This window comes from Verrucomicrobiia bacterium (assembly GCA_019634635.1).
Lineage (GTDB): Bacteria > Verrucomicrobiota > Verrucomicrobiia > Limisphaerales > UBA9464 > UBA9464.
This window is the reverse complement of sequence record JAHCBB010000035.1, coordinates 1-24,140: the sequence shown is the minus strand read 5'-3', so window position 1 is coordinate 24,140 and position 24,140 is coordinate 1. Positions and strand designations below refer to the sequence as shown.

Annotated in this window: 22 protein-coding genes; 4 read left to right on the top strand and 18 right to left on the bottom strand. The window is 65.9% G+C overall.

Going from position 1 to position 24,140, the window contains the following annotated elements:
- Positions 1–20 precede the first annotated feature (20 nt).
- The 12 genes from feoB to KF791_17590 form a co-directional block, all read right to left on the bottom strand.
- Positions 21–2,291, bottom strand: a complete 2,271-nt coding sequence (feoB, locus tag KF791_17645) for a ferrous iron transport protein B (protein MBX3734403.1) — start codon at positions 2,289–2,291, stop codon at positions 21–23.
- 14 nt (positions 2,292–2,305) lie between these two features.
- Positions 2,306–2,536: a ferrous iron transport protein A gene (locus KF791_17640; GenBank protein ID MBX3734402.1), complete on the bottom strand. Its 231-nt coding sequence runs from the start codon at positions 2,534–2,536 to the stop codon at positions 2,306–2,308.
- 14 nt (positions 2,537–2,550) lie between these two features.
- Positions 2,551–2,847 (bottom strand): ferrous iron transport protein A, encoded by a 297-nt coding sequence (locus KF791_17635; protein MBX3734401.1) that lies wholly within the window; start codon positions 2,845–2,847, stop codon positions 2,551–2,553.
- A 103-nt stretch (positions 2,848–2,950) separates the two neighbouring features.
- A complete protein-coding gene (locus KF791_17630) occupies positions 2,951–3,409 on the bottom strand; it encodes a hypothetical protein (GenBank protein ID MBX3734400.1) in 459 nt (152 codons plus the stop codon).
- On the bottom strand, positions 3,406–4,482 hold the full coding sequence (locus KF791_17625) for a hypothetical protein (GenBank protein ID MBX3734399.1): 1,077 nt from the start codon (positions 4,480–4,482) through the stop codon (positions 3,406–3,408). The genes KF791_17630 and KF791_17625 overlap by 4 nt, the downstream gene beginning before the upstream one ends.
- A 58-nt stretch (positions 4,483–4,540) precedes the next feature.
- Positions 4,541–5,590: an Mrp/NBP35 family ATP-binding protein gene (locus KF791_17620; protein ID MBX3734398.1), complete on the bottom strand. Its 1,050-nt coding sequence runs from the start codon at positions 5,588–5,590 to the stop codon at positions 4,541–4,543.
- A 15-nt stretch (positions 5,591–5,605) separates the two neighbouring features.
- Positions 5,606–7,357 carry a DEAD/DEAH box helicase gene (locus KF791_17615; GenBank protein ID MBX3734397.1) on the bottom strand — a complete coding sequence of 584 codons (1,752 nt, stop codon included), beginning with the start codon at positions 7,355–7,357 and terminating at the stop codon, positions 5,606–5,608.
- A gap of 70 nt (positions 7,358–7,427) precedes the next feature.
- Positions 7,428–8,693 (bottom strand): cysteine desulfurase, encoded by a 1,266-nt coding sequence (locus tag KF791_17610; protein ID MBX3734396.1) that lies wholly within the window; start codon positions 8,691–8,693, stop codon positions 7,428–7,430.
- 93 nt (positions 8,694–8,786) lie between these two features.
- Positions 8,787–9,218, bottom strand: coding sequence for a Fe-S cluster assembly scaffold protein NifU (gene nifU, locus KF791_17605; protein ID MBX3734395.1), 432 nt, complete (start codon positions 9,216–9,218; stop codon positions 8,787–8,789).
- Between the two features lie 11 nt (positions 9,219–9,229).
- The gene (locus KF791_17600) at positions 9,230–9,781 is read right to left on the bottom strand and encodes an Rrf2 family transcriptional regulator (GenBank protein ID MBX3734394.1); all 552 of its coding nucleotides are present in this window, start codon (positions 9,779–9,781) and stop codon (positions 9,230–9,232) included.
- A 77-nt stretch (positions 9,782–9,858) separates the two neighbouring features.
- A complete protein-coding gene (nadB, locus tag KF791_17595) occupies positions 9,859–11,511 on the bottom strand; it encodes an L-aspartate oxidase (GenBank protein MBX3734393.1) in 1,653 nt (550 codons plus the stop codon).
- Positions 11,512–11,610: 99 nt separating this feature from the next.
- Positions 11,611–11,940 carry an NADH-quinone oxidoreductase subunit A gene (locus tag KF791_17590; protein MBX3734392.1) on the bottom strand — a complete coding sequence of 110 codons (330 nt, stop codon included), beginning with the start codon at positions 11,938–11,940 and terminating at the stop codon, positions 11,611–11,613.
- Between the two features lie 203 nt (positions 11,941–12,143).
- Here KF791_17590 and KF791_17585 point away from each other — a divergent pair, with 203 nt between their 5' ends.
- Positions 12,144–13,646, top strand: a complete 1,503-nt coding sequence (locus KF791_17585) for an MFS transporter (GenBank protein MBX3734391.1) — start codon at positions 12,144–12,146, stop codon at positions 13,644–13,646.
- Positions 13,647–13,658: 12 nt separating this feature from the next.
- Here KF791_17585 and KF791_17580 read toward each other — a convergent pair whose 3' ends face one another.
- From KF791_17580 to KF791_17570, 3 genes are all read right to left on the bottom strand, one after another.
- Positions 13,659–14,762 (bottom strand): rhomboid family intramembrane serine protease, encoded by a 1,104-nt coding sequence (locus KF791_17580; protein ID MBX3734390.1) that lies wholly within the window; start codon positions 14,760–14,762, stop codon positions 13,659–13,661.
- Between the two features lie 34 nt (positions 14,763–14,796).
- On the bottom strand, positions 14,797–16,305 hold the full coding sequence (locus KF791_17575) for an alpha-amylase (protein MBX3734389.1): 1,509 nt from the start codon (positions 16,303–16,305) through the stop codon (positions 14,797–14,799).
- A gap of 83 nt (positions 16,306–16,388) precedes the next feature.
- On the bottom strand, positions 16,389–17,294 hold the full coding sequence (locus KF791_17570) for a polyphosphate kinase 2 family protein (GenBank protein ID MBX3734388.1): 906 nt from the start codon (positions 17,292–17,294) through the stop codon (positions 16,389–16,391).
- Between the two features lie 310 nt (positions 17,295–17,604).
- Between KF791_17570 and KF791_17565 the strand changes: the two genes are divergently transcribed.
- The 3 genes from KF791_17565 (at position 17,605) to KF791_17555 (ending at position 21,222) form a co-directional block, all read left to right on the top strand.
- The gene (locus KF791_17565; protein MBX3734387.1) at positions 17,605–19,146 is read left to right on the top strand and encodes a glycosyltransferase; all 1,542 of its coding nucleotides are present in this window, start codon (positions 17,605–17,607) and stop codon (positions 19,144–19,146) included.
- Between the two features lie 138 nt (positions 19,147–19,284).
- Positions 19,285–19,821 carry a septal ring lytic transglycosylase RlpA family protein gene (locus KF791_17560; protein MBX3734386.1) on the top strand — a complete coding sequence of 179 codons (537 nt, stop codon included), beginning with the start codon at positions 19,285–19,287 and terminating at the stop codon, positions 19,819–19,821.
- A gap of 147 nt (positions 19,822–19,968) precedes the next feature.
- Positions 19,969–21,222 (top strand): cation:dicarboxylase symporter family transporter, encoded by a 1,254-nt coding sequence (locus KF791_17555; GenBank protein ID MBX3734385.1) that lies wholly within the window; start codon positions 19,969–19,971, stop codon positions 21,220–21,222.
- A gap of 58 nt (positions 21,223–21,280) precedes the next feature.
- On the opposite strand, the gene KF791_17550 is transcribed toward KF791_17555, so the two are convergent.
- The 3 genes from KF791_17550 to KF791_17540 form a co-directional block, all read right to left on the bottom strand.
- The gene (locus tag KF791_17550; GenBank protein MBX3734384.1) at positions 21,281–22,237 is read right to left on the bottom strand and encodes a class I SAM-dependent methyltransferase; all 957 of its coding nucleotides are present in this window, start codon (positions 22,235–22,237) and stop codon (positions 21,281–21,283) included.
- A 116-nt stretch (positions 22,238–22,353) separates the two neighbouring features.
- Positions 22,354–23,274 carry a carboxypeptidase regulatory-like domain-containing protein gene (locus KF791_17545; protein MBX3734383.1) on the bottom strand — a complete coding sequence of 307 codons (921 nt, stop codon included), beginning with the start codon at positions 23,272–23,274 and terminating at the stop codon, positions 22,354–22,356.
- A gap of 208 nt (positions 23,275–23,482) precedes the next feature.
- Positions 23,483–24,140 (bottom strand): hypothetical protein (locus KF791_17540; GenBank protein ID MBX3734382.1); only part of this gene is annotated, 658 nt, incomplete at its 5' end.

Below are 24,140 nucleotides of genomic sequence, written 5' to 3'. Positions count from 1 at the left end.
CGGACGACGGCCGTCCACCGCTATCCGGCGAGCCAGCGACCCGTCTGGTAGGTCAGGAAGGCAAGCCCCCAGGCCAGTGCGGTCATGTAGGCCAGTTGGAACAGCGGCCAGCGCCAACCGTTGGTCTCACGTCGCACGATCGCAACCGTGCTGACGCACTGCATGGCGAACACGTAGAACACCATCAGTGTGAGGCCAGTCAGCGTGGTGTACACGGGAGTCCCATCCGGACGCCTCTCCGCCTGCAGGACCTCCGCCAATCCCCTCGTACCCACCGCATCCCCCGGGTCCACATCACCGACATTGTACACCACCGACATCGTGCTCACGAACACCTCCCGGGCGGCGAACGAGGCCACAAGGCCGATGCCGATTTTCCAGTCGAATCCGAGCGGACGGATCACCGGCTCGACCAGATGTCCCAGTCGCCCGGCGTAGCTCTGCCGGAGCGCCTCGCCGGCCTGCTCTTTTGCCAGGCGATCGAATGCGGCGACGCGCCACGCATGGTCCGGGTCGTTGCGGAGGGTGTCCATGCGGTCCGCGGCCTCCGGGCCGCTGGTCACGCCAGGAAAGAGCGGGCGCACCAAGTCCACCCGCCGCGCATCGAAGTCGGACTCGATCGTCACCGGGCGCGGGTGGGTGGCGAGAAACCAGAGCAGGATGTTGATCCCGAGGATGACCGTTCCGGCCCGGCGGACGAACAGGCCGGCGCGATCCCACATGTGACGCAGGATGACCCTGGCCACCGGACGCTTGTACGGAGGCAGCTCCAGAATCAGCGGCGGCGGTTCGCCGCGCAGCAGGGTCTTCTTGAACACCCAGGCCATGGCCAGCGCTCCGACCAGCCCAAGCAGGTACATGCCCAGCAGGGTGAGCCCGGGGAGGCCGAAGATCCCCAGCACCCGGATCTGGGGAATGCAGGCCGCGATCAAGACCGTGTATACGGGCAGCCGCGCCGAGCAGCTCATCAGCGGCGCGACCAGGATCGTGGCCAGCCGGTCCTTCGGAGACTCGATTGTGCGGGTCGCCATGATCCCGGGGATCGCGCAGGCAAAAGAGGACAACATGGGGATGAAGCTCTTCCCGTGCAGCCCCACCCGGGACATCAGGCGATCCATCAGAAAAGCTGCCCGCGCCATGTACCCGGTGTCCTCGAGGATCGCGATGAACAGGAAGAGCAGGCAGATCTGCGGCAGAAAAACCAGCACGGCGCCGACCCCCTTGATGACTCCGTTGGCCAGCAGGTCCTGCAGCGCGCCGGGCCCGAGGCGTGCGCTGACGCTGCCGGCCAACCAGTCCACACCCGCGTCGAGGAGGTCCATCGGCCACTGGGCGAAGGAGAAGATGCTCTGAAACATCAGGGCCATCAGTCCGACGAAGATCAGCAACCCCCAGATCCGATGGGTGAGGATGCGGTCGAGCCGGTCGGAGGCGTTCTCGCCGTCGGGGGGGGTCTCGGTGGTGACGTGGCTGGCGATGGCGAAGACACGGGCGTAGCGGGCCTCAATGGCGGCGCTCCGCCAATCCACGCCCGCCGCCTCGAGGCGGCTCCGTGCCCCGGCAACCGCTGACTGAAGCGAATCCGGATGGCGATGCCGGTCCGTGGAAGGAGCGGGCTCGTCGGCGAGCACGAGCAGAGCCTCCGCAGCGGCCAGGCGACGCCGCTGGGGAAACAACCGCTCGAGTTGCTCCTCAATGGCCTGTGCCTCGCGCCCGAAGACCTCCGGCAATTCGCTGAACTGGCGCGGGATCACGCGATGGCGTCCGGGCTGCGCGGCAAACTGAAGGATGGCCTCCTGGAGCTCGCGGATCCCCGTGCCTTCGCTGGCCACCATGGGGAACACGGGGACGCCGAGGGCGCGGGAAAGTCCGTCCACATCAATGTGGTGTCCGTTCTCGCGGGCGACATCCACCATGTTGAGCGCCAGGAAGGTGGGATACCCCAGTTCGATCACCTGCGTCGCATAGTACAGATTGCGCTGCAGGTTGGAGGCATCGGCGACGACGAGGACAAGTCCGGGTTCGGGGACTTCGGGGACCCGCTGAAACAGCACGTCACGGGCAATCTGCTCGTCGAGGGATTGCGGGGAGAGCGAGTAGGTGCCCGGCAGGTCGAGGAGGGTCACCGGGCTTTCGGCGGGGGCTCCGAGCAGCGGTCCCTCCTTTCGCTCGACGGTGACGCCGGCGTAATTGCCCACCCGGGCACGGAGTCCGGTGAGCGCGTTGAACAGGGTCGTCTTCCCGCAGTTGGGGTTGCCGGTCAGGACGACGATGAGGGGTGGCGGGCGCATCTGCGGGGCGGCCGTCAACGGACCATCACCTGCTCGGCCTCATGACGGCGCAGGGACAGGTTGTAGCCGCGAACCCGGATTTCGACGGGATCCCCCAACGGGGCGAAGCGCACCAGCTCCACTGGGGTGCCGACGAGCAGACCCATTTCCAGTAGGCGGGCCCGGTGTGCTGGAGGGATGCGGATTTCGGCGATTACCGCCGCGGTCCCGGGGGGCAGTGAGGTGAGGGAAACGAGGGGCTCCATGGATTCCCGGCCGCTCAGGCCGCCATGCGAACCGGACCGGCCGGGGCCACGAGGATGCTCTCGGCCAGCTTGGCGCTCAGGCCGAGGCGGGCGTTGCACACCTGACACAGCACGTTGTTTTGCAGCGTGATCACCTTGACCCGCTGCTCCTCACCAAAGCCCATTTCCCGCAACCGCTGATTGATCTCAGGGGCGGCGGTGAGTTGCTTGACGATCACCACGCATCCGGCGCGGACGCTGTTCAACGGGCTGAGTGCCCGCCGGGGGTCCGGCAGGGCGCCACCGGGCCGCGCTGGAGGGGTCGGGGTCACCGCAGGGCTCCATCGTAGGTGGGGCGTGGCGGGTTGGGCAAGGTGCGCCGCTGGCGTTGGGTTGCCATCGAGTGTCGGCGGGTTGCCGTGGGCACGCTACCAGCTACCAGAGAAAGGACCGTTGCTCCGCGAGTTCGACCGCGCCGTCCAGGAGCACGGCACGCCATGCCAGAACCTCGCCCCCCTCGCGGTATTGGTCACCGTCCAAAAGGACCGACGACCAGCCCCCGAGTCGGCGGTTGTCGCGAGTCGGCGCCTCGATGGTGCGGATCATCCCCGGTTCCCCGCGCGCGGTTCGAAGTTCCATTCGAAGCGTCAGTTGATCACGAACCGACCGCGGCGCTGCCCACTGGATGTCGAAGCGCACTGCGGAAATTTTGGACGGGTTTTCCCGCAGGTGCTGCTGGTAGGCGGAGCGATCGAAAAGGCCGGGAGCGACGGAGATCCGCCCTTTGGTGTCCACCAAGTGGGGAAGCACCTTGCGGATCACCGGTTCCGCGCCGCCAGCCGTGCCCGGGAGCAGCAGCAGCCATGCGCCCAGGATGAGCGAAAGGCGGGTCACGGACGGAATCGCGGCGGTGTGACCGGTGCGGCGCGCATCATGCGCGCCGCCGGAGACACGTGCGGCTCGGGGGCCTTCGGGGGGCCGAGATAGGGGTTGGCCACGATCCCTAGGGCCGACGGCTCCGACAAGGATGAGCGACCCGGTGCCGCAAGCAGGCTGGTGGGCTCAGGGGCGAGGGTGCTGCCCGGGAGCGGGGATCCTGGAACGGCCGGCCCGAACGTCTGCCCGTAAAAATCGGATCTCAGGTCCCTCGACCGAAACTGGTCCGCGGAGTTTGCCAGGGAGGCGGTCCGGTCCAGCAGGTCGTCGGAACCAAAGGTCCGCTGAAGCCGTTCCATGCGCTCCTGCGACAGGACATCAAGCCCGGTGCTCCGTCCGGCGGCCGACCCGGTGGAGAGCCGCAGGTCGGCAACGGACGGTGTCTCGGTGGGGCCTTCGCCGAGGTACTTCATCGGCGTACCGGAAGGCTCGTTCCACGACGGCATCAGCCCATTTTTCCCAAAGCGCCCCCCCAGGGAATCCGGCGCCGTGGCGTCCATTTCGTCCGCTTCCAGTGTCCACTGCTCTTCGTCCGCCTGCCGGGAGCCACGTTCGTCCCGGGCATCAGACTGTGCAGGGTCACGATTGGTGGACTTGAGGCGGCGCTCGAGCGCGGTCTGGGGCTTTCTGGGGTTTTCGGTGTAGTCGGTCTCCTCGAGGAACTGCAACAACTGGGACCCGCCCGTCCTGGTGTCGCGCCGCCTGCCGGAGTCGTCATCCAGCAGCCAGTTCTTCCGGCGGTCCACGCGCTCGAACATCTCCTTCTGCGTGCGGGCGTCCGGAACGACCGGAGGGACGGAGGGCGGGGCTGCCGCAGGATCCACAACGCCACCGACGGAGCTGCCCGGATCAAAGGGCTGGAAGGTGTTTGGCGGCGGAAGAGTACCCGGGCGGGCGGCATCGGGGATCTTCCTGTTGGGCACGGAAATGACGGCCTTCTCGCCGCCGAGCGCCGGGAGCCACACATTTCCCGACCATCCACCCATCAACAGCAGGAGCTTCAGAAAATGGGCGTTGCGGAAGGCTTTCACCTTGGGGATCCTAGGGAATCCCCTCAGGACGTCAAAACCTCGTTTGACAGGGCGCCCCTCATCCGAGACGCGCCCGAAGGTTCCGGGCGATTCCGAGGAAGGCCTCGCCCGCGGCGCCGTTCGGGTCGGAAACGACGACGGGGATTCCGCGATCTCCCCCCTCGCGAATTCGGGACTCCAGCGGGATCTCGCCGAGGAAGGGCACTCCCTTGCGTTCCGCCTCGGTGCGGCCGCCGCCGCGGCCGAAGATCTCGATCCGCGAGCCGTCCGGAGCACTGAATCCGCTCATGTTCTCGATGATCCCCAGTATGGGTACCTGCACCTTTTCCAGCATCGCGATGCCCTTGCGCACCACGCCCACCGAGGCGGCCTGCGGGGTCGTGACGATCACCCCGCCATCCAGCGGCACCGTCTGGCAAAGGGACAATTGCGCGTCGCCGGTGCCGGGCGGGAGGTCCACCAGCAGGTAGTCCAGGCCGCCCCAGTCCACCTGGTGGATGAATTGCTGGATGGTCTTCTGGATCATCGGGCCCCGCCAGATCACGGGCTGGTCGTCGGGGATCAGGAAGCCAATGCTCATCAGCTTCACGCCGTGCGCCGTCGGGGGGACCAGTTGTTCGGCGTCATTGACCGTCGGACGCTCCTGAACCCCCATCATCAGGGGGACACTGGGGCCGTAGATGTCGGCATCCATGAGGCCCACGCGGGCGCCCAGGTGCCTCAAGGCACACGCGAGGTTGACCGCGCAGGTGGACTTGCCGACCCCGCCCTTGCCCGAGGCCACGGCGATGAGGCGATGGATGCCGGTGACTTTTGCGCGGGGAACACCACCTCCGGGAGCGCCCAGCACCGGTGCAGGACCCTGTGGCACCCGCACCTGGACATGGGCGTCGGTCAGTCCGGGGATCTGGTCCCGAAGTGCCAGCCGGGCGGCTTCAGCGATCTGTTCCCCGACCGCGGCATTCGGGGTCGTGAGTTCGATGAGCACGCCCGCAGCCGTGCCGTCCACCTGGACTTCCTTCACGATGCCAAACGACACAATGTCCCGGCTGTATCCGGGATATTTGACGGACTTCAGGACGTTGAGAATGGCGGTCTGGTCAATCATGGGCGTTGAAACGGTTCAGGCGACCTTGGCCTTGAGGCGTCGTCCCCCGAGTTCGGCACGGTTGAGGCGCGACAGCACGACCGCAACGTGCTCGGCAGGAACACGGATGAACGCATGGCGGTCCCGGACATCCACGCCGGAGACCGTGCCTTCGGGAAGGCCGGTTTCGCCCAGCACGCAACGAACGATGTCACCCGCCTCAACCCCCAGCGTGGTGCCGGCACCCAGCCAGAGCCGGATGCCGTCGTTCCCGGCTTTCGTTCGTTCCGGCTTGGGCCTGGGGGTGGCCGGGGTCGGCGGCGGTGTGGCATCCATTGTTTGGCCCGGAGCCGGGGCCTTCGGTTGCGCGGGCGGGCTCTTGCGGTCCGGCGTGGGTCGTGAAGTCGGACGGGCGTTCGTCGGGCGTGGGGCGTTGGACGCCGGACGGGGGGGGACCTTCGCCCCCTCCGGCGCAGGGGCGGGTGCCGAACCATCGGCGCCGCCTCGCGACAACAGGTGCAGCAGGGAATTGGACAGGTCCAGCGAGTCCACGCCTTCCTCCAGGAGCGCCTCGATCACATGGTCGTAGTGGCGGAAGTCGCCCGAGGCGAGGGTGGTCCGGATCCGTTGCATCAGCTGCTGCAACCGGGCCTCCTCGATCTCTCCATGGGAGGGAACCTGACCCCGCCGCAGACGCTGCCGGGTGAAACGCTCGATGTTCCGGATGGCGAAGACTTCACGGCCGGAGACAAACGAGATGGCGAGCCCGCTGCGTCCGGCCCGCCCGGTCCTTCCGATGCGATGCACGTAGTCCTCCGGATCGTACGGCAGGTCGAAATTGAAGACGACCTCGATGCCCTCGACGTCAATGCCCCGGGCGGCCACGTCGGTGGCGACCAGCAGATCCAGGGCTGCCTTGCGGAAACCCGCCATGACGCGGTCCCGTGCCGCCTGCGCGAGCCCTCCATGGATGGCATCCGCCCGATACCCGCTGGCGTTCAGATGTCCGGTCAGTTCGTCCACCATGCGTTGCGTGTTGCAGAAGACGATGGCCCGTCCCACGTCGTGCAGTTCAATCAGCCGGGTCAGGGCCTCCGCCTTCGACCGGCGGTCCACCTCATAATACACCTGCTCCACCGTGGGGACCGTAAGGGCCCTGGCCTCGATCCGAATCCAGCGGGGCGAGCGGGTATGGCGTTGGATGAGCTCCTCGATCGCCCGCGGCAGCGTCGCGGAGAAGAGCACGGTCTGTCTCGCCGACGGCGTCCTGCCGAGCAGGAATTCAATGTCATCGCGGAAGCCCATGTTCAGCATCTCATCGGCCTCATCGAGAATGGCCATCTGGACGCCATCAAGCCGGAGCGTGCCACGCTCCAGGTGGTCCATCAGGCGTCCGGGGGTTCCGATGATCACCTGGGGCGCGGCCTTGAGCCCGGCAAACTGGCGCTCGTAGCTCTGGCCGCCGTAGATCGGGAGCGCGCGAACGCCCTTCTTGAACCACGCCAGCTTGTGGACCTCTTCGCTGACCTGGACGGCCAGTTCCCGGGTCGGGCACAGAATGAGCACCTGCGGATCGCGCAGTTCCGGGCGAAGGCGGTCCAGCGCGGGCAGGGCGAATGCCGCGGTCTTCCCCGAGCCCGTTTGCGACTGGCCCACGACGTCCAGACCCTGCAGCAGGGTGGGAATCGTCTCGGACTGGATGGGTGTGGCCTGCTCGAAACCCAGCCGGGCCACGGCTTTGAGGAGTTCCGGCGAAAGGCCGAGGTCGGCGAAAAGGCGGGCGGTCATCAGTGAATGGGAAGCCTGCGCGACAGCGAAGGAAGAGTCACGTCCCACCGTCCGGGGCCGGACGTCCCCCCTAGTGCGCGGCCTTTCCGGAAACGTCGGCGGCGTGTTGGGAGAAGGACTTGCCCCGTCCGGTCGGTGAAATGACCGAGTCAATCAACCCCCGCTGAAATTCGTCCCACATCGGCGACATGGACCGGAGCTTCTCGGCGATGCGCGCGAAGGTCTCGATCGTGTAGTCCACATCGTCCTCCGTATTGGCCATCCCGAGGGTCATGATGATGTTTCCCTGCGCCAATGCATGGTCGAGCCCGATGGCCGCAAGGACATGGGAGATCTTCAGCGACTTGCTGACGCAACTGGAGCCGCTGGCCACGGCAATGCCATTGAGATCACAGAGCAGCAACTGTCCCTCGCCCTCGATGAACTCGGTGGAGAGGTTCAGGTTCGTCGTGATCCGCCGGGGACCGGGCTCGGGGCCGTTGAGCCGGATGTAGGGGATCCGCTGGCGGAGTCCCGACCACAGGCGCTGCTGCAGGGCCCCGGTGTGCGCGATGCGCCGGGGCAGTTCGGTCAGGGACAGTTCAGCGGCGAGACCGCCGCCGACGATTGCCGGGACGTTTTCGGTCCCGGCACGCCGTCCGCCTTCCTGGACCCCGCCGTGAATGACCGAGACGATCCGCGCCCGCCGGTTGCGGTAGAGGACCCCGACACCTTTCGGACCGTAAAACCGGTGGGGCGAGAAGCTGACCAGGGCGGCTCCGAATTCGCGGACGTCCACCGGCATCCAGCCGGCGCTGGCCTCGCAGTCCACGTACAACGGCACCCCGAGCTCGGCACAGAGGCGGCCCGCCTCCCGCACCGGCTGAACGGTGCCGATGTCGTGATTGACGTGATGCAGGGCGACCAGGGTGGTTTGCGGTGTGATCGCGGCCTGCAGCTCCTCCAGTCGCACCCCGCCCTCGGCATCCACGCCCAAACGGGTGCAGGTCCATCCCTGCTTCTCCAGAAACTCCACGGACTGCATCACGGACGGATGCTCCGTGGCGGAGACGACCAGGTGGCGCCCGCGTCGCTCGTTGGCATAGGCCACGCCCTTGATGGCGAGATTGGCGGACTCGGTGCCATCGGACGTGAAGAAGATCTCCTCCGCACTGTCGGCGTTGATCAGGGCGGCCATTTGCTCGCGCGCCCTTTTCAGCGCCTCGCGGACCCGCAGGCCGTGCTGGTGCAACGACGACGGATTGCCAAACGCCTCGGTGAAGTAGGGCTTCATGGCGTCGAACACCTCGGGGCGTACCGGAGTGCTTGCCTGGTGATCGAGATAGACTTGGCGCATGGGCAGGTCGGAGGGGCGTGAGTCGGAGCCCCTCGGGGGGGATGCCCGAGGAGCCCCGTTTGAACGAAGGGCGACGACGTTCCCGGAGTCGGGTCAGGCGGCCACAGGTTCGGATGCGACCGCCGCCTTGGGCGCCTGCCCGGGATGCTTGCGCACGTAGTCCTCCAGCGCCGCCTTCAACGCCTCCTCCGCAAGGACGGAGCAATGGATCTTCACCGGGGGCAACCCACCGAGGGCTTCAACAACCTCCTGATTCGAGAAGTTCATGGCCTCGTCTATCGTGCGCCCCTTGATGAGTTCGGTCGCCATGCTTGAGCTGGCGATTGCTGAACCGCAGCCGAACGTCTTGAAGCGGGCATCCTCAATCCGCCCGTCCTTGATCTTCAGGCTGATCTTCATGATGTCGCCGCAGGCCGCGGCACCGACTTCGCCGACGCCATCAGCGTCCTTCAGGTCGCCCATGTTCCTGGGGTTCATGAAGTGCTCCATGACGGTGGAGTTGTAGAGGGTATAGGTTTCACTCATGGTCTTGAAAGTTAGATGGTTTGGTCAGAAAGGATCCCGGCGGAGGGGCGACGGACGGCACGGGGACGGGCACGGGAATTCACACGCGGGGACTGCGATGACGACTTCGGATGCTTCGGGCCCGACGTGCCGGACCGCGCCTGATGCTCGACAAACGAGGTGTGACGGCGCGCGAGGTCGGCAAGCGTGGTTCCTTGAAACACTTCCTTCACCCGATCCTGAGCCTCCGAAAACAACCCGCAGAGGGCGCATCCCCCCATGTGCCCGCAATCAGGGACGGGTTCGAGACATCGTTGCAGGGCGATCGGCCCCTCCACCGCCTCGATCACTCCCAGCACGGAAACCGCCTCCGGAGCATGCGCCAGCGCGAACCCGCCGCCACTGCCCCGCGCGGAGCGCACCACCCCGGCACGATTGAGGCTTTGGAAAATCTTGCCGAGGAACGAGGCCGGTATGCCCTCCTCCTGCGCCAGTGTGTCCACCATGACGACCTCTCCCGCCGCCCGGCGGGACAGCGCGATCAACCCCAACATGGCGTACTCGCTGGCACGGGTGATTTGCATGGTCTCGAAGCGGACTATTTCTGTCTGCTTCGGGCACTGTATGGCCGGGCCTCCGGGTGTCAAACGGAAACCAGAGCTTATTGATCCGGTTTGCCGGACGCGACGGTTTCCGGCTTGAGGACCGGACGCTGGATCCGGGTATCCCTGTGGGCCCAGGAGGGCTCGGGATTGGGGAAATCCAGGTTGTAGTGCAATCCCCGGCTTTCCTCCCGTTGGAGGGCGCAACCGACAATGAGTTCGGCCACCGTGGCAAGGTTGCGGAGTTCGAGGAGGTCGGCCGTCACCCGGAAGTCCCAGTAGTATTCCCGAATTTCCTCCTGAAGGTTGGCGAGGCGCTTTTCGGCCCGGAGCAGGCGTTTGCGGGTCCGGACGATGCCCACGTAGTCCCACATCGTGCGGCGGATCTCGTCCCAGTTGTGGGCGACCACGACCAGTTCGTCGGGATTGGTGGCGTGGCCGGCCTCCCAGGGCGGCAGCGTTGCCGGGCAGGCCATCGGGACACGACCTGCGGCGTGGAACGCGGCGCGGTGGGAACAGACCAGCGCCTCCAGCAGGGAATTGCTGGCCAGGCGATTGGCGCCATGCAGCCCGGTGCAGGCGACCTCGCCGATGGCGTAGAGGCCCGGGAGTTCGGTCACGCCGTCCACGCTGGCCACCACCCCGCCGCACTGGTAGTGGGCCGCGGGAACCACCGGGATCGGTTCGCGGGTGATGTCGAGTCCCAGATCGAGACACCGGGCATGGATCGTGGGGAAGTGCTCGCAAATGAACGCTGCCGGGCGGTGCGAGATGTCGAGATAAACGCATGGAGCCCCGGTGCGCTTCATCTCGGAATCCATTGCCCGCGCCACGACGTCCCTTGGCGCCAGCTCGGCCCTGGGATGGTACCGTTCCATGAACCGTTCCCCGCCGGGGCCGCGCAGCACCCCGCCCTCGCCCCGGACCGCCTCGGAAATGAGGAAATGCTTGGCCCGCGGATGGAACAGGCAGGTGGGATGAAACTGGACGAACTCCATGTTGGCCACCGGAAGTCCGGCGCGATAGGCGATCGCCAGGCCGTCGCCGGTCGCAATGTCCGGATTCGTCGTATACAGATACACCTTCCCGCTGCCTCCGGTGGCCAGCACCACCACCGGGGCGGAGAACGTCACGACCCGGTCCGCGATGCGATCCAGGACGTAGGCCCCCACGGCGCGGTTGGGTCCGGGCAGTCCGATGCGTGCAGACGTCAGCAAATCAATGGCGAGATGGTTCTCGAACACGCTGATGGCTGGTTCGGCGGCGATCGCCCGAAGAAAGGTCCGCTCCACTTCCGCTCCCGTGGCGTCGCGGGCGTGGAGGACCCGACGCTTCGAATGACCCCCTTCCCGGGTCAGGTCGAGTTCGCGGCGGTCGGGTTCGGTGGGGATGACCCGCTCCGTGAAGCAGGCGCCGAGCGCAAGCAACTCCTGAATCCGCGCCGGTCCTTCCTCGACGACGAGTCGCACCACCGGCTCCTGACACAGCCCGGCGCCGGCTTCCAAGGTGTCCCGCACGTGGAGTTCGAAGGAGTCCTCCCGGCTGGTGACGCTGGCGATGCCTCCCTGGGCCCAGTTGGTGTTCGAATCCGCCCGGTTTTTCTTGGTGACGATTGCCACCCGTCCATGACGGGCGGCTCTGAGGGCAAAATTCAGGCCCGCGATGCCGCTGCCCAGGACCAGATAATCAAACGCGTGGGAGTCTGTGGCCATGAGCGGGGGCCCTTCAATCCGGCGGCTCCGTCATTCCGGAAGCGGGCTCACTTTGGAAACGGGGGCCTGGAGGCGGGGGCAGGCCATCCAGCGCACCCATCAGTGGGCCCAGTCAAACGCCCGTTTGCGCAACGCATACAGGTAGCCGACGAAGAGGACGCCCAGGAAGCTGACCATGCCGCCAAGGATCAGGGCGGCGTTTTCCCGGAGCATCGTCTTGTAAATGACAGCCCACGGGTAAAGGAACACCACTTCGATGTCGAAGAGGACAAACAGCAGGGCCACGAGGAAAAACTTCACCGACAGCCGCGCGCTGCCCGGTCCCTCGGGAACCATGCCACATTCGTAAGCGACATCCTTGGTCCGCGTGCGGCGACCGCGCTTCCCCAGCAGCACCGACACCACCAGTGTGGAGCCCGCAAAGCCCATCGCGACCAGCAACAGAAGGAGTACCGGCAGATACTGGAGGAGCTGCGAATCCACGGCCGGGAGAGTACGGACTCGGGGCGGCAACGCAATGCCCTCCTTCCCGCGCGGCACACGGCGGCGGGCTTCCCGGACGCGGGACGGTCACGACGCGGGCGCGGGCTCGCCGGGAAAGCGGCAGGGTGGCAGCGTCGCCGGGCCGCTTCATGAGCCGACTTCGACATCGTGAACTGTTGCTCTCCCTCAAGTACTCCACCGTCGAGGCGAGCTTCAGCGTGCCGATGCTCAACCTCACGATGCCGAGTTTTCCATTCGTCATCGGCTTTGCCATTACGGCCCTGGGCTTCGGCCCCGCCGCCGTCGGCCTGATGGCGGCGCTGCCGCACGCCTGCAACCTGATCCAGCCGCCGCTGGTGATCTGGCTCCGGCGACGGTGGTCCCTGTACCAGATCATGGCCCTCTCGTTCCTGTGCAGCGCCGCACCGTGGGGCGTGGTTGGATGCCTGCCCTGGCTGCCGCAGGCGCAACGCGGCCCGGTCTTTGGGTGGGTCCTCGTCATCGCGACATTGGCCAACAGCCTCGCGTCCGTCGCGTGGTCGGCATCCATTGCCGAGTTGGTGCCACCACGGCTGTCCGGACGCTTCTTCGGACGTCGAAACCTGATCTTTGGATTCTGGACCCTTCTGGCCGTGGTGGTCGCGAGCCGGCTGGCGGACATCGGTCAGAATACGCTGATCACCTTCGGATGGATCTTCGCGGCCGCAGGACTGGCGCGCCTGGTCGGGTTCCTGTTCCTCACCCGGATGCGCTTTCCGCCGGGGGTGCTGTCCCCCGCCCCGGAGCCGCCCAACCTCCGCGAAATTGCCCAACCGATCGGGAATCTCAACTACCTGAAGCTGGTGCTCTTCGTTGGCACCTGGAGCCTGATGCTCAACCTCGGGCAGCCCTTCTACACAGGGTTCCTGATTGAGGGGTTGCACCGTCCGATGGGCGACGTGGGCCTGCTCACCGCGATCGCCGGCGTGGGCGCATTGCTCACGCTCAAGGGCTGGGGACGCCTCTGCGACCATTTCGGCAACAAGCCGGTGCTGTCCGTGTGCTCCCTGGTATGGGCCCTGGTCTCCCTGGCCAGTTGGTCGCTGGCCGGAGAGCGGTTCTTCTGGCACCTCGCCTTTTGCTTCCTCGTGGTCGGGGCGACGACCGCCGGGTTTCAACTCTGCCAGTTCAACCTGATGCTCAAGCTCGCCCCGGCCAACAAGTCGCCCTACGTCGCCGTATTTCTCGCCCTGACCAGCCTGATGACCGCCTTTGGTCCGCTGCTGGGGGGCGCCCTCCTGCGGCTGCTGCCCGATGTCCTGGGAGAATTCCTCGGCCAGCCCATCCGTGATTATCACGTCCTGATCGCCCTCTCCATGGTCGGCTGCCTGCTGAGCACGCACCTGCTGGGCTGGGTCAACGAGGCCGAAGCCCACGCACCGGAGGATGTCTGGCGCACCATGCGGCGGATGCGTCCGTTCAACCCCATGCTCACCCTGGGCAGCGCCGCGCAGCTGGTGTTGACCCCGGGCGGCCTGATGGGCCTCACCCGCACCTCATGGCGTGAATTGCGGCGCCATGCCCGCCGGATGACGGACGTGGGTGGGGAGATTGTCTCGGGGGGGGCGCAGGTCCTGCGGGCGCCACTCGACAAGTCCCGGCGCAAGCCCTGAGGGGTGTTCCGACTACGCCGCTGCCTCCCTTGCGTCGGGGAGCTCATGCCGCCGCCACCAGAGCCAGAATCCCAATCCGGCCACCGCGCCGCCGAGGTGGGCGGTGGCCGCGACGTTGCTGAGACCGCGGGACTGGTGGACGACACCCAGACCTTGGAGCAGCAGCCAGAGGACCAGCGCCGCCCAGGCGGGCATGTGGATCCAGCGGAAGCGGAGGAAGTACCGGAACAGAAATCCGAGCCGGACGTGGGGAAATTGAAGCGCATAGAAGACGACGATCCCCGAGATGCCGCCACTGGCTCCCACGCAGGGCCGGGAGGATGCGGGATCAAACAGGAAATGCACCAGGTTCCCGGCAAGGGTTGCCCCAAGGATCAGGAGGCCGTGGCGCCAGCGACCAAGGTAGTCCTCCACGTTGTCCCCAAAGATCAGCAGAAAATACAGGTTGCCCACCAGGTGCAGGAACCCCGCGTGAATGAAGAAGGAGGAAATCCAGGTCAGTCCGCCCAACCGGAACGCCTCGGATGGGAGGAAGCCAAAGCGGTCCACGGCCGCCTGCAGGTGGACGAAGGCGATCCCGCTCACCAGGACAATCCCGAGAGCGAGGCCCCACGTCAGCATCGGGTACCGCCGCAGGGAGGGACTGTCGGATTCGATTGGAAATCCAAAAATGGCGGGCACCCATTGCCAGGATTCTTCCGGCGCGGAATCCGACGCACGCTCCTTCCGGAGCTGCTCCAGGCGGTGCCGGGCCATCGCTTCGAGTCCCTGAAGATGGATCTCGTGCTCCGAGGAAACCGCCCCCTCGGGCACCGATTCAAACTCCCGGGTGTCAAACCAGACGACCCCGCAACCCTTGCAGGCGTCCAGTTCGAGCGGAGGCCCCTTGGAATGGAATTCACGCATCGGACGGCTGCAGAACGGACACGGATGCGTGCCGGGCACGGAGGTCCGGTTCAGTTGCCCCAGGAGCCCGGTGATGTAGGCGTCACCCGTCACCCGCCGGATCTGCGGGAAGGTCACCGCGCGGCCATGGCAGCCCGGGCAAAAAAAGAAGAGTCCCTCCCGTTGCCTTCGGGTGTCGAGGGACGTGTGACAGGTCGGGCAATCCGGCATGACGGCGCGGGAGATCCCAGACGCTGCCGCCACCTCAGGCGGCGGGGACGTCCTGCACGGGGCCGGCAACCGACACCTCGAAGACGTGCGCGTGCCATGCAGGAACGTCGAGGTACAGGCCGCGGGCGGCCAGGTCGTCGCCTTCGCGATCGTAGCTGGCCGTGCCGAGTTGGTCGCGCAGACGCCAGGAGCGCCCGGGGAGGTCCGCCCACGGCAGGCGGACGAAGCATTGGCCGCGATTCCCCGAGAAATTGACGGTGACCAGCACCCGCGGCCCGTCGGCGGACGTCCAGGCGTACGCGATGAAGTGTTCCGAGGTGCCGTTGCCCTCCCAGGCGGACGGGGTGTCCAGCAACTGCCAGTCGCCTTCCCGGACGGCCGGCAGGGACAGGACGTCAAACAAGGCGTTGTAGAAGTGGCGGAGGGAGTCATCCACGACCTCCTCGGGACCGCGGACCAGATGGGTTGGGATGCGGACGCGACAGCCTTCGCGCTGCCCCTGGTGAAAGAAGCGCAGGCCGGGCGCCAGATATGTCAGCACCGCGGCGGCGCCGTGGCGGCCCGGGTCGAACGCGGCGGCCGCCCGCGGCTCATCATGATTTTCGAGGAAGCGGGCCAGACGGGCCTGGTATGCGGGGTCCGCCCGAAGATGATCTCGCACCGGTCCGGCAGCCCCGTTCGACACCCGATCGTAAAGGCGCTTGTCGTAGCAAAGGTCGAAGCCCTGCTGCTGCAGGGTCCATTCGAGATCCCAGTACACCTCCGCAAGAAACAGGAAGCCGGGGTGAGCCTCGCGGACCCGCCGGATGGCACCGGGCCAGAATTCCGGGGCGGCGCGGTGCCAGGTCCGTTCAAAGACCTCCGGCAGCAGCAGCATGGCCATGTCGCAGCGGACGCCATCACACTGTCGGGCCACCTGGAGCAACTGGTCGGTCATGGCCGCCTGCACCTCCGGGTTTGCGTAGTTCAACTGCACCGTATCGGGCCATCCGGGAAACCAGGGATCCCGTCCATGGGCGAGAATCCGCGAGACACCGTCCCTGCGGGTCGTCGGGAAGTAATTTTGCGGTGCCCGTTCGAGATCCTCGGCGGTCCCGGAGACAAAGTAATCGGGATGCGAGACCACCCAGGGATGATCGGGGGCGAGATGGTTTGGGACAAAGTCGAGCATCAGCCGCAGGCCCCGCGAGGCGAGACGGGCCCGCAGGCGCTTCAGCGCCGCCGCCCCGCCCAGGTCCCGCGAAACGGTGTACTCCTGGATGGCGAAACAGGAGCCGCCGATGTCGGCGTCCGTCAAATCCGGCAGCACGTGTTCGAACTCGCGCCGCCACTCCGGGCGGCTCCGAGAGATCGCACGTCCCAAAGGGCCGGTCTTCCAGACCCCGAGCATCCAAACCCACTCGAAACCCGCCGTCGCCAATGCGTCGAGCTCGGGGTCGGGGATGTCGTCGAGGGTGACCCGGCGGTCGAGCTGGCGTCGCAGGCGGGTGAGCCACACCCGGGTGTTCGCCTCGTACAAAAGGGGATGTCTGGAGGAGCGCATCGCGAATGATCAGCCTGTGGAGCGTCGTCCGGATCGGCCGGATGGGCCACCCGGTGGTGGAAAATGAGTGGTCGCCCGGGGCTTCATCTCTCCGCCACCAGGGCCTTGCGGGCGGCGGCCAGTTCCCGCAACTGATCCTCGCCCACCTTGGGGTACTTCAGGTGGAGCGAATGCAGGGTGTCAATCACCGCCGCCGCCACCACGACCCGGGTGAACCATTTGTTGTCCGCGGGGACCACGTACCACGGGGCATGGGGCGCGGCCGTCTGGCGGATCATGTCCTCGTAGGCTTCGTGATACTCCTTCCAGAACGCCCGCTCGCGGATGTCGGACGCGGAGAACTTCCAGTTCTTCTCCGGGTTGTCCACGCGCTCCAGGAACCGCCGCTTCTGTTCCTGGTGCGATACGTGCAGGAAAAACTTGCAGATGGCGACGCCGTTGCGGGCGAGGTAGCGCTCGAAAGACCGGATGTCCTGGAACCGGTCCTTCCAGATCCGCCGGGTCACCAGCCCCGGCGGCAGTCGCTGTTTCTCCAGCAGCTTCGGGTGGACGCGCACCACCAGGGTCTCCTCGTAGTAGCTTCGGTTGAAGATGCCGATCCGCCCGCGCTCCGGCATCCGCTTCATGCAGCGCCAGAGGAAGTCATGGTCCAATTCTTCGGCCGACGGGGCCTTGAAGGAAAAGACCTGGCATCCCTGGGGGTTGATGCCGGACATCACGTGCTTGATGGCCCCGTCCTTTCCGGCGGCATCCATGGCCTGGAAAATGAGCAGGACTGCCCACTGGTTCTGGGCGTAGAGCCGGTCCTGAAGCCCGGAGAGGGCCTCCACACCCAGCGCGAGCGCCTCGCGGGCGCGGGGTTTGTCCTCCGAACCCAGGTGCAGCGTGTCGGCCGGATCCCACGAATCGAGCCGGAATTGCTTCCCGCTCGTGACACGATACGGCGCGGCGAACTTGTGGGCCTTCCGGGCGATCTCTTTCAGTGGCATGGTCGGAATTCGTTCGTTCAAGCCGCGGCGTGAAACGAGGCGATCCACGCAGCCGGAAACCGCGGAGCCTCGCGACCTTCAGGAAATGCCACAGTCCTGCCGGGCTGCACAGACCAAAGGCGCCCCTCCGGCTGAAGGTCCGGAAGGTGGGACCGCTCCAATTTCCGCCAATCATCGCTGGGCGGAACCCGGGGTACTGGGTTAAAACAAGGGCTCAGGTCCATGGGGTCCGCAGGGAGCGGCGCGTGGACCAGGACGGTCCCCGGGCGCGCCCGGGGACGGGCAATCGCAACCCTGGAGCTTTGAACTGATGAGAAGAGTCGTTTGGGTCGCCGGCGGTCTGGCCGCCGTGCTGCTGCTGGTCCTGTTTCCGCTGTGGCATGCCCTCCTGTTGGGGGTCAACGCCGCCGTGCACCTGTTCATTCTGGGCGTCCAGTTCGTTGCCGCCCGGCTTCCGGTCCGGCCACCACCACGGCAACTCCGGCCGGCGGCTGAGGAACCCTTCGTCTCGATTCATGTGCCGGCCCACAATGAGCCGCCGGCGCTGCTGCTTGAGACCCTGGACAGCCTCGCCCGGCTCGACTGGGAGCATTACGAAGTGCTGGTCATGGACAACAACACGACGGACGCGTCGCTGTGGCGTCCGGTCGAGGCCCATTGCCGTGCGTTGGGATCCCGGTTCAAGTTCCTGCATGCCGAGGGCCTGAAGGGTTTCAAAGCGGGCGCGATGAATCATTTCCGCCGCTTCATGAACCCGGAGGCGCGGTTCATTTTCGTGGTGGACGCCGACTACGTCGTGGCGCCGGAGGCGCTGCGGCGGGCGATGGCCTACGTGACGGATGCGTCCGTGGGCCTGGTGCAGTTTCCGCAGCACTATCGCAATGCCGGCCCGGGCAACCTGGGAGTCACCCTGGACTACCGTCATTTTTTCTCCGGCTACATGGCGGCAGCCAACCGCCTGGGCTGTGTTCCCGCGACCGGGACCCTCAGTTTCATCCGCGTGTCGGCCCTGAAGACGGTGGGGGGATTCAACACGCAGGTGGTGACCGAGGACGCGGCCCTGGGACTGCAGTTGAACCTCGCGGGATTCCGGACGGTTTATGCGCCGGAGATTGTGGGCGCGGGCCTCATGCCCCATGACCTCGGGGACCTCAAGAAGCAGCGCTGGCGGTGGGCGTTTGGGAACGCGCAGATCCTGCGCCGGCACGGAGGCAGGATTTTCCTTGGCCGGGAACTCCACTGGAAACAGAAGGTTGGCTGGCTCGCGCACCTGACCGCCTGGTTCAACTTCAACCTGGTGCCCTCCCTCAGCCTGCTGGTGCTGGCCGGCCTGGCAGCCACCGGGACCATGCGACCCGAGCAGGTCTACCTCGTGCCGGTGGCCGGGATCACCCTGGTGACCTTTTACGTGCTCCGCTTTGGCGTGCTGTTTCACAGTCTGCGTCCGGAGGGCTGGAGCCTGCGTGAAATTGGTCAGGGGTTCGCGGCGCACGTGGGCCTCGGATGGATCTTCAGTACGAGCTGGGTGAAGTGCCTGTGGAATCAACGCGCCCCGTTCGTGCGCACCAACAAGTTCCTCGGGCGCGTTCCGAGCGGCCTGCAGGCCATGACTGCGGAAATGCTCCTCGGGGTGGCCATGCTGGCCGCCACCGTGGTGCTGGGGGTGGCGGGGTTCGTGGTCGGAACCTCGGCGGCGGTGCTGTTCTGTCTGGCGCGGCTTTCGATCCTCGGGGTGGCGCGGGAGATGCGGTGGACGCACCAGGCCACCATGGACCCGCATCCATCCAGTCCGGAACGCGTTGCCCCGGTGTTCCTGCAGGTGCCGGTACTGAAGGCCTCCGACGCCGGCTGACCACGTTCCGCGGCACCCGGAAGGACGGGCTGCGGGAGGAAGGTGATGAATCCGGAGTGCTTGCGTTCTGTGGACCGCCCGCTCGGGAGAGGATTCCTCGTGGCCTCGACGCGCCATCGCCAATAGGGTTCGGAAACCATGTCCGGGAATCAATTCGCGGCGGTCCGGGTTGCATCACAAGGAGGGCGTTCCGGGTCCCCCACCCCTGGAGGGGACGCGCCGGGTCGCAACCCGCGGGGTGCCGGTTTTCCCGCCGGTCTTGCATCCATCCTGGCGACACTCCTCCTGGCGGGCTGCGCCAGCCCTGGTGCGTCCTCCGGATCCCGGTCCGGGTCCGGTGCGTCTCGTGCCACCTCCACACCAACAGGAAGCGGCGGATCGCAGGCCGTCCTGCGCGGGAAGGCCACCTACTACGGCGCCAGATATCAGGGCCGCCTGACGGCGAACGGCGAGCGTTTCGACAAGAACGGCATCACGGCCGCTCATGAGTCCTTTCCGTTCGGCACCCGGGTGCGGGTGACCAACCTGGAAAACGGCAAGAGCGTCGTGGTCCGGATCAATGACCGGTTCAAACCGTTCAAGGGGCGCATCATTGATCTCAGCGAGGGCGCCTTTGCCCGGATCGCACCGCTGGCCCAGGGAGTGATACCCGTATCGCTCCAGGTGGTCCGTTGACCCGGCCGCCGGGCGGCGTCGCCAGCCGGGTGTTGGTGCGACCACGAACCGCTCGTGTGGGCGTCGCCACACGCTCGCGGACCCCGATTCCCGGAACCGGCCGGTTCCCGCTGGGATTTTCAATCGGCCCCCGCCACCCTCGCCACGATGGTCCTCACCGGATTGCGCCGCCTCTCGCTGACCCACTGGATCCTGATCTCCATGGTTGCGGGCGTCGCGATTGGCGCGGTGTTTCCGGAAGGTTCCCAGCACCTGAAGGTGGTCTCGAACATCTTCCTCCGCCTGATCAAGTGCATCCTGGTGCCGCTGGTGTTCAGCACCCTGGTCGTGGGCATCGCGGGACATGCGGGTGACCTGCGCGCGGTCGGGCGGCTGGCGCTGAAGGCCCTGATTTACTTTGAGGTGGTGACGACCCTCGCCCTGGGCATCGGGCTGATCACCGTCAATGTCGTGCGTCCGGGCGACGGTGTGGCCCTGCCGCCGCCCCGGCCCGGGGAGATCCCTGAGTCCACGGCCCCGGTGACCTTCTCCGGGATCCTCGAACATCTGGTCCCACGGAGCTTTTTCGAGGCGGCCGCGTCCAATGATGTTCTCCAGGTCGTGGTATTTGCGATCCTGTTCGGGGTGGCGCTGGCCCAGGTGTCTGGGCCTCCCCGCCAGCAGGTGCTGGGTTTCTGCGAGGGACTGGCGGAAGTGATGTTCAAGTTCACCGGCCTGGTGATGAAGTTTGCGCCGCTGGGCATCGGTGCCGCCATGGCGGTGACCGTCGGACACGGGGGCCTCGGCGTCCTCCGCCAGCTCGGGCTGCTCATCCTCACCCTGTACGGAGCCCTGCTCGTGTTCTGCCTGGCGGTGCTCTGGCCCGCGGCGCTATGGGCGCGCGTGCCGGTGCGACGGTTTCTTGGGATGCTGAAGGAACCCATTCTGGTGGCCTTTACGACCACGTCTTCGGACGCCGCCATGCCGGAAGCCATGAAGCGCCTGGTGGCCTTCGGCATTCCCCAGCGCATCGTCTCCTTCGTGATGCCGATGGGGTACTCGTTCAACCTCGATGGCTCGACCCTTTACCTTGCCGTGGCGTCCATCTTTGTGGCGCAGGCCGCAGGGATGGATCTGGGGTTCGGACAGCAGATGGCGATCCTGCTGACCTTGATGCTCACGAGCAAGGGCATGGCCGGGGTCCCAAGGGCCGCGCAGGTCATCCTCGCCGGGACGCTCGTCACCTTCGGCCTGCCGCTGGAGGGGGTCCTGCTGATTCTGGGTGTGGACGAACTCATGGACATGGCGCGCACCACGGTGAACCTGGTGGGCAACTGCCTCGCGACCGCGGTGATGGCCCGCGCCGAGGGCGTTCATCTGCCGGCAGAACCACCGGGAATCGTCAGCCCGGATATTTCATGACCCCACGACGACCGTCCCGACCGCCCCGCGAAGGGGTCGCGATGCGCGAAAGCCGGCATCATGGGACGTCGCGGAGATCCGTGGGCGATCCCGGGCCGGATGCGGCTGCCCGTCCGGCAACCCAGTGTGCGGTCAGGCGCAGATCGAGCCGGGGAGCGAAAGTGCGAATCTCCCCGAGGCCGGCCGCCCGGAGCTCGGCGCGAAGGGCGGGGCCGCTCATCCCGATCTCGTGGGTATTGGTGAGGCGTGACACCCGGTAGCTCACCAGGGTGTGCACCCGGTTGGGTTCGTTGGCGAGCAGCAGCCAGCCGCCCGGCTTCAGACAGCGGGCGGCGGCATGGATCGCCGCCTGCCAGTCGTAGGCGTGGTGCAAGGCCTCGAACACAAAGGCGCCGTCGAATCGGGGCAAATCCGCCACCGCCGTGTCCACCGACTCCATCGGCGCCTGGCGAAACTGCAATCGCTCCGCCGGCAGGCCCCGCGCCACGAGCGCGCGCATGCGCCCCTCGCCGATTTGAACGTCGTCGGGCGCGATCGTCGTCCCCGTGATGACATACCCGCCGAGCGCGAGAAATTCCGTCATCCAGCCCGCGCCACAGCCCAGTTCCAGCAGGCGGGCACCCGGCTGCAGCCCGAGGCTGCGGAGCACCTCCCAGAGGCGCGCAAACGACTTCGAGTACTGGAGGAACCACTCCGGGGTCCAGAACGGCTTCACCACGTGGCCGGCGATGGATTCCTGCCGGGTGTAACTCGTCATCGAGGAGTGAAACTCCATCTCGGCGCGGTAGGCCGCCTGCTGGTCCTCGAAGCGCGGCGGGAATCGCCCCTCGGCATAGTCATTGAGGATCAGCCACGAGCCGGCCGCGAGCTTGCCCCACCGCGAAAGCGGGAGATCATACTGCTCGAAATTGCGCTCCATCAGGCGCCGGGCGGACTGGCACCACGGCCCCGCCGCCACCCAGCCCGCCAGGCGCCGAAACCCCGACGGCGCGACACTGGCGGGCGGGACATCCATGAGCCGACGACGCTATGGACCCGGGGACGTGCAGGCAAGACGCACGCCATGCAGAATCATCCCGTTCGACCGGGCGACAACACCGCGCAACGCACCACGCCACGGTCGGCGCACGTTCACCGGCCCACCGGAATGTAGTATCGCTCCTCAACGTTCATCTCCGGATAGAACTCCAGATTCAGCGAGCCCGCGGGATTCAGGGAGTACTCGGGAATGGAGACCTCGGGGGCGCCCCCTCCGTCCGGGACACACTGAATCCTCAGTCGAATCCGGGTGACGTGCTGTCCTCCCCGCGACTTCACGAAGAACCAGTCATCCAGTTCATGGCGCGGATAGCGCCCCTCGACGCGACCGGAAAACTCGAGCCGCGGAAGGTAGCCGTCCTCGGGTGCCGCCGGTGGGCATTCCGAGCCGGGCTGCAGCCCCCCGTCCGGAACGGACAGGACCACCTTCCATTCGTACCAGGCGTTGAGTCGTTCCCGGCGCACCTCGCCGGTCACCGCTTCGATGACCAGATCCACCCCGGATTCCTCGGGGCCAACGGCGCGTTGGCCCAGCAGGTCGAGGCGAATCCTGCCGGTATCCTTCGGAGCCCGAAATTCCATCCGCTGCCGGTGGACCAATGGCTCCGGTGGCCCCCGCCGGATCAATCGGAACAGCACCGGCCGGTTGGGATCGGGTCGGTGAAAGTTTCGCTCCGATGGATTGGCATATTCGAAGCCAATCACCCCCCAGCGGCATCGGCGATAGCCTTCCTTTTCCACGGAGACGCTGATGCCCTTGCCTTTTTTGTCCAGAAGTTGAAAACGCCCGTTGGCATCCGTTTGAACCCACGCTTCGCTGGTGCCGTTTGGGGATAAGTCACTCCAGTCGAGATGGACCTGTGCTCCCGCTACCGGCTGATCGGAGTCGTCCAGCACAATCCCCCAGAAGTTAATTGGCTGGCGCCAGTCATAAAACCTGTCCCGCTGACTGTTTTCAAAGTACTTGAGCAACTCCGGATCCTTCAGCGATTCTGGCTGGAGCCTCTTTTCCAACCATTCTCGTTGAGAAGTTTCATCAAGGCTCTCAGGAATTCGGAAAGAGAGCACGTTTGAGGATGTCACCTCACTCGCTAAAGAAGTGCCAGTTGACTCAGCAATCAGACGTAGTTTTCTGGGTGACAACTGTCGCCATGGTTTCAAAAACAAAATTGCCATCAACGTCAGTGCGACAATTGTCGTGGCGGCGCCGAATTTATTCATTTTATTGTAAATGTGCGACTATAGATTGGAATAGTGCCGATGTTTCCTGGGCCGTCCTCATGAACTGACCACTGTGATCACTTCTTGCCCTCCTCAATCCAAACTGCTCCAGATTGATATGACTATCCGTCGAGAGCGATCCACGGGTCGCCGGCTCCGCCCCAAGCGCTTTGGTTCTTGATCGAGCGATGAATGCCAGAGTCTCGTGAGGGTCCGTCACCGGGCGCAAGAGCTTGATGGCCGAAGCGCGGATACCGAGATACCCCTGAAACAGACTTGAGGTCGGCACTACTTTTATCCACAGATAACCTCTGCTGAAATTCGCATCTGGGAGGTGGGGTTTCAGTGTCTGGTTCTTGATCCAGTTTGCATCAATGGTGTTGAACGCAAACGAGCCTGTTTGAAGCGCAAAATCCTCGATGTTATAGTAGTTAACGGCTTCGCCTGTAGCCCCGATCAAGAATCCGCGATAGCCCCCGTGGGGGAAATAATTGTCGGGTGTCTTGAGTTGTGTCGGTGCATTTAGTTCAGCGAGGAGCAGCGGCTGCTGGTCGAGGTTTGGATTGAGATCAAACATGCCGGCCGGCGTTGCGCTCTGAAAGTAGAGCGTTCGCGAAGGCTGAATGCCCTGACGCAGGGCGCTGGCGACGACCATGCCG